Here is a 3,370-nt window from a genome sequence, read left to right as displayed (position 1 = left end):
AATACCGGTTAGATCCAGTTCATGAAACCGTACAGATCCACAGCCAAATTATTTTATTCATAATAAGAACAATAACCTACCACCGTTGCTCTCATTGCTCAAGCCAAAATGGCTTTGTTAAAACCGAGCCTTGTTCATAGCGAGACTTGGGGTCTCGTTATGTAAAACTACTAACCTTTTGAATCTATTTAACTTAAATCAGAGCTTCACTTAAACGAGACCTTCAAGGGCGGAGAAAGCGAGAAATTTGACATAGAAGCTGACTATATTCACTTATACCTGTATAAATAAACAGCACTTAAGATTGAGATGATCACGGTACTGCTGCGTTGTATTCGGATGGATCCCGGCTCGCAAGCGTCCGGGATGACAGCGGACCTGTTAGGTGCATCAATATCACGGTACTGATGCGTTATATTTGAGTGGCTCCCGACTCCTAAGCACCCAAGATGACAGCGGAGTCTGTTAGATTCATCAATACCACGGCGCTGCTACGTTGTATTTAAGTAGATCCCGGCTCGCAAGCGTCCGGGATGACGGCGTGGCCTGATAGGTTCATCATTATCACGTTACTGCTGCGTTGTATTCGGATGGATCCCGGCTCGCAAGCGTCCGGGATGACGGCGTGGCCTGATAGGTTCATCATTATCACGGTACTGCTGCGTTGTATTCGGATGGATCCCGGCTCGCAAGCTTCCGGGATGACGGCGTGGTCTGATAGGTTCATCATTATCACGGTACTGCCGCGTTATATTTTAGTAGCTCCCAGCTCGCAAGCGTCCGGGATGACGGCGTGGCCTGATAGGTTCATCATTATCACGGCGCTGCTGCGTTATATATTAGTAGATCCCGGTTCGCAAACGACCGGGATGACTGTGGGAGCTGTGAGTTTCACCGATACCACAACACAGCTACGTTGTATTTAAGTAAATCCCGGAGCGCAAGCGTCCGGGATTACAGCGGGGCTTATTTATCTAGTAAGTGACACTTATCTAAACTCAAAGTTAACTTGTACCGGGTAGTGATCAGATAGTTCGTTGTAGTAGCCATTGTGATAATAGCGGCCGCTGCTTAGGTTCCAGTTACCGCGCAGGTAGCTCCAGTACCAGTTTTGCTGTGCTTTGGGATAACGTACTTTCATGCTGGGTGTGTTGCTTGGCTGTTTATGGTCGCGGTGCCAGAAAACGTAATCGAGTGTGTCGTTGTAATCCAGGCTGTAGTCAAAGTAGTAGGCGTTGGCTTTGGTGAACCAGTTGTATTTTGCCGGGAATGAGCCTATCTGCGGCGTTTCGAAGTTCAATACTGAGCGTGATGTTGCAAGCATATCGGCCACTTCATCTTGCTTGCTCCACTCAACGTTCATATCGCCACCAATAATCACCGGCTCGCTGGCAGGAATATTTTCGGCGCTAATAAACGACTGAATTTCGCTCAACTGGCCCATGCGCACACGGTGCTCCTGAGCGGTGTCGCCGTCGTGAGTTGCCTGTAAATGCGTGCCTATCAGGTGATAACGTTGATTGTCTTTTTCTATCTCTACGTAGGCAAACCCTTTGTTTGACAGATAGTCCCAGCTGCCGCTCAGGCTGTTTTTAAACACGTGAGCTTTTTGGGTGATAATTGGGTATTGAGACAAAATAACCACGCCACCACGGATCACAAAAGGACTGTTTGAGCAGTTGCCCGTTAATCCATCCCAGCCGCTGCCACTACAGTCCTGACCAACATTAGGTGTCTGATAAGGATATATTGCCGAAAGCGCATCCAGTGCCTGCTCGGAATCGTTGTTAAAGGCTTCGCTGATCAGGATCACATCCGGGCGGTCGCTCATAGACGCCAACGCCGAGGGCAAACGTTCAGCCCGGTTCTCCTGATCCCAATCCTGTACGTTAAGTTGCATAATATTGTATGCCATCACTTTCAGCGAATCGGCCATACTGTGGGTGCTCATCAGCATTAGTGCACAAAGCAGCGCGTGCTTAGCTTTCATTTTACGTCTCCGAAATCTCATTGTTATTTTTGTGTTGTTAATAATTTTTTACACCTAAGTTCTGCATGGCAGTACCTGTGAGTAAAAAATTTCGCAGCACACATTAGTCACAAAAAGTGACAGTCAGATTTCTACAAACCTTTATTTTTATTAAACTTTAATTTTATCAGCATGACGTTTTTAAGGCTTTTCAATGACTACAGGAGAAAGCGCCGCAGCCAGACAGGAGAACGATTAACTTTACACATAAACCTAAATTAACTTTGCATTTACTCTGGCGCTTGGATTGATCCACACAGACAAACACAATACAATAATGATTCTCATTTGCATAAAAGGAAACATTACAAAATGAAAATATTCTCTGTCCTGCTGCTGTTGCTGTGCTCACTGCCGGCTTTTGCTAAAAAACCCATCCGTGTTGTTGATGTGGGCGTGATGGGGCTCGCCTCGCACGATTTATTCCAGTGGAACACCCAAACCCGCGAAAATGAAGAAAACGGTCGTTTTGACCTGAGTACAATTTTTGACTACGCCGATGGCACCCGAATTCACCAAGGCGGTAACCCTAAAAACTCATCGAATGCCGCGGTGTATTCAATCACCCAGAATCTGGTGAGCTTTTATGCCGGTAAAAAAGCCGCGTTGTTGATGTCCAGAACGGTTACTGAAGAGCAGGCTCACATCATCGCGCGCCAGCAAACGGTTGCCTTCTTTATGGGTATGGTCAAAGAGTCTTATGAGCGCTTTACCAATGCCAGATTCCCAGACTACGCACTGGCACAAACCGTCACGGACGATGAGCAAGGCGTAATGCGCGCACTGCATGATATTTTGCCTGGCAAAATCTACGTGAACCGTAACCTGACGCGTGAAGTGTTTGAAGTCACCGACTTCAGACTGGCCATGACTCAGCTGTCACCAACCGAAATGATGAAGCCAGTGAAGTTTTACGACGGTAAATACGATGAAGAATACCTGCATGTCGTCGTCCCCGGCTTCCCGGATCCAACCATCATCAACCTGCAGGCCATTGACCAAAGCTTTATTGCAGAGCAAACGAATTATAACCTCGACGACATGCTTGCCGAGCTACAATTCTATGGCCAGTTCCCCTTCTTCGGCAACCTGGTGCATTTCACCAGCTTCGGTTACCACCTGGAAAACCTGTTTGCCAAAGGCATTTGTAACAAATACATCGACGGCAGCCCAAATACCTGGAATACCGTTGCAGTTGAGTGTTATTGATCCAATTGATTGATATGCTCTGTTGATGGTGCTAAATGACGCACTTGTTCTTTAGAGGGCAAGTGCGTTTTTTGATCAGACAATTGAAAGGTTGTTAATTCAAACTGTGGCTTGGGTAGTGTTCAATTTTCT

General features: G+C 46.6%; 2 protein-coding genes. One reads left to right on the top strand and one right to left on the bottom strand.

What is annotated here, in order from left to right; translation table 11 throughout:
- Positions 1-988: 988 nt before the first annotated feature.
- The gene (locus TW77_RS23670; protein ID WP_052713341.1) at positions 989-1,990 is read right to left on the bottom strand and encodes a sphingomyelin phosphodiesterase; all 1,002 of its coding nucleotides are present in this window, start codon (positions 1,988-1,990) and stop codon (positions 989-991) included.
- Positions 1,991-2,341: 351 nt separating this feature from the next.
- Here TW77_RS23670 and TW77_RS23665 point away from each other — a divergent pair, with 351 nt between their 5' ends.
- The gene (locus TW77_RS23665) at positions 2,342-3,238 is read left to right on the top strand and encodes a hypothetical protein (RefSeq protein ID WP_046007438.1); all 897 of its coding nucleotides are present in this window, start codon (positions 2,342-2,344) and stop codon (positions 3,236-3,238) included.
- Positions 3,239-3,370: the final 132 nt, after the last annotated feature.

The organism is Pseudoalteromonas rubra (genome assembly GCF_000967655.1).
Lineage (GTDB): Bacteria > Pseudomonadota > Gammaproteobacteria > Enterobacterales > Alteromonadaceae > Pseudoalteromonas > Pseudoalteromonas rubra_A.
This window is presented reverse-complemented; position numbering and strand designations above follow the sequence as displayed.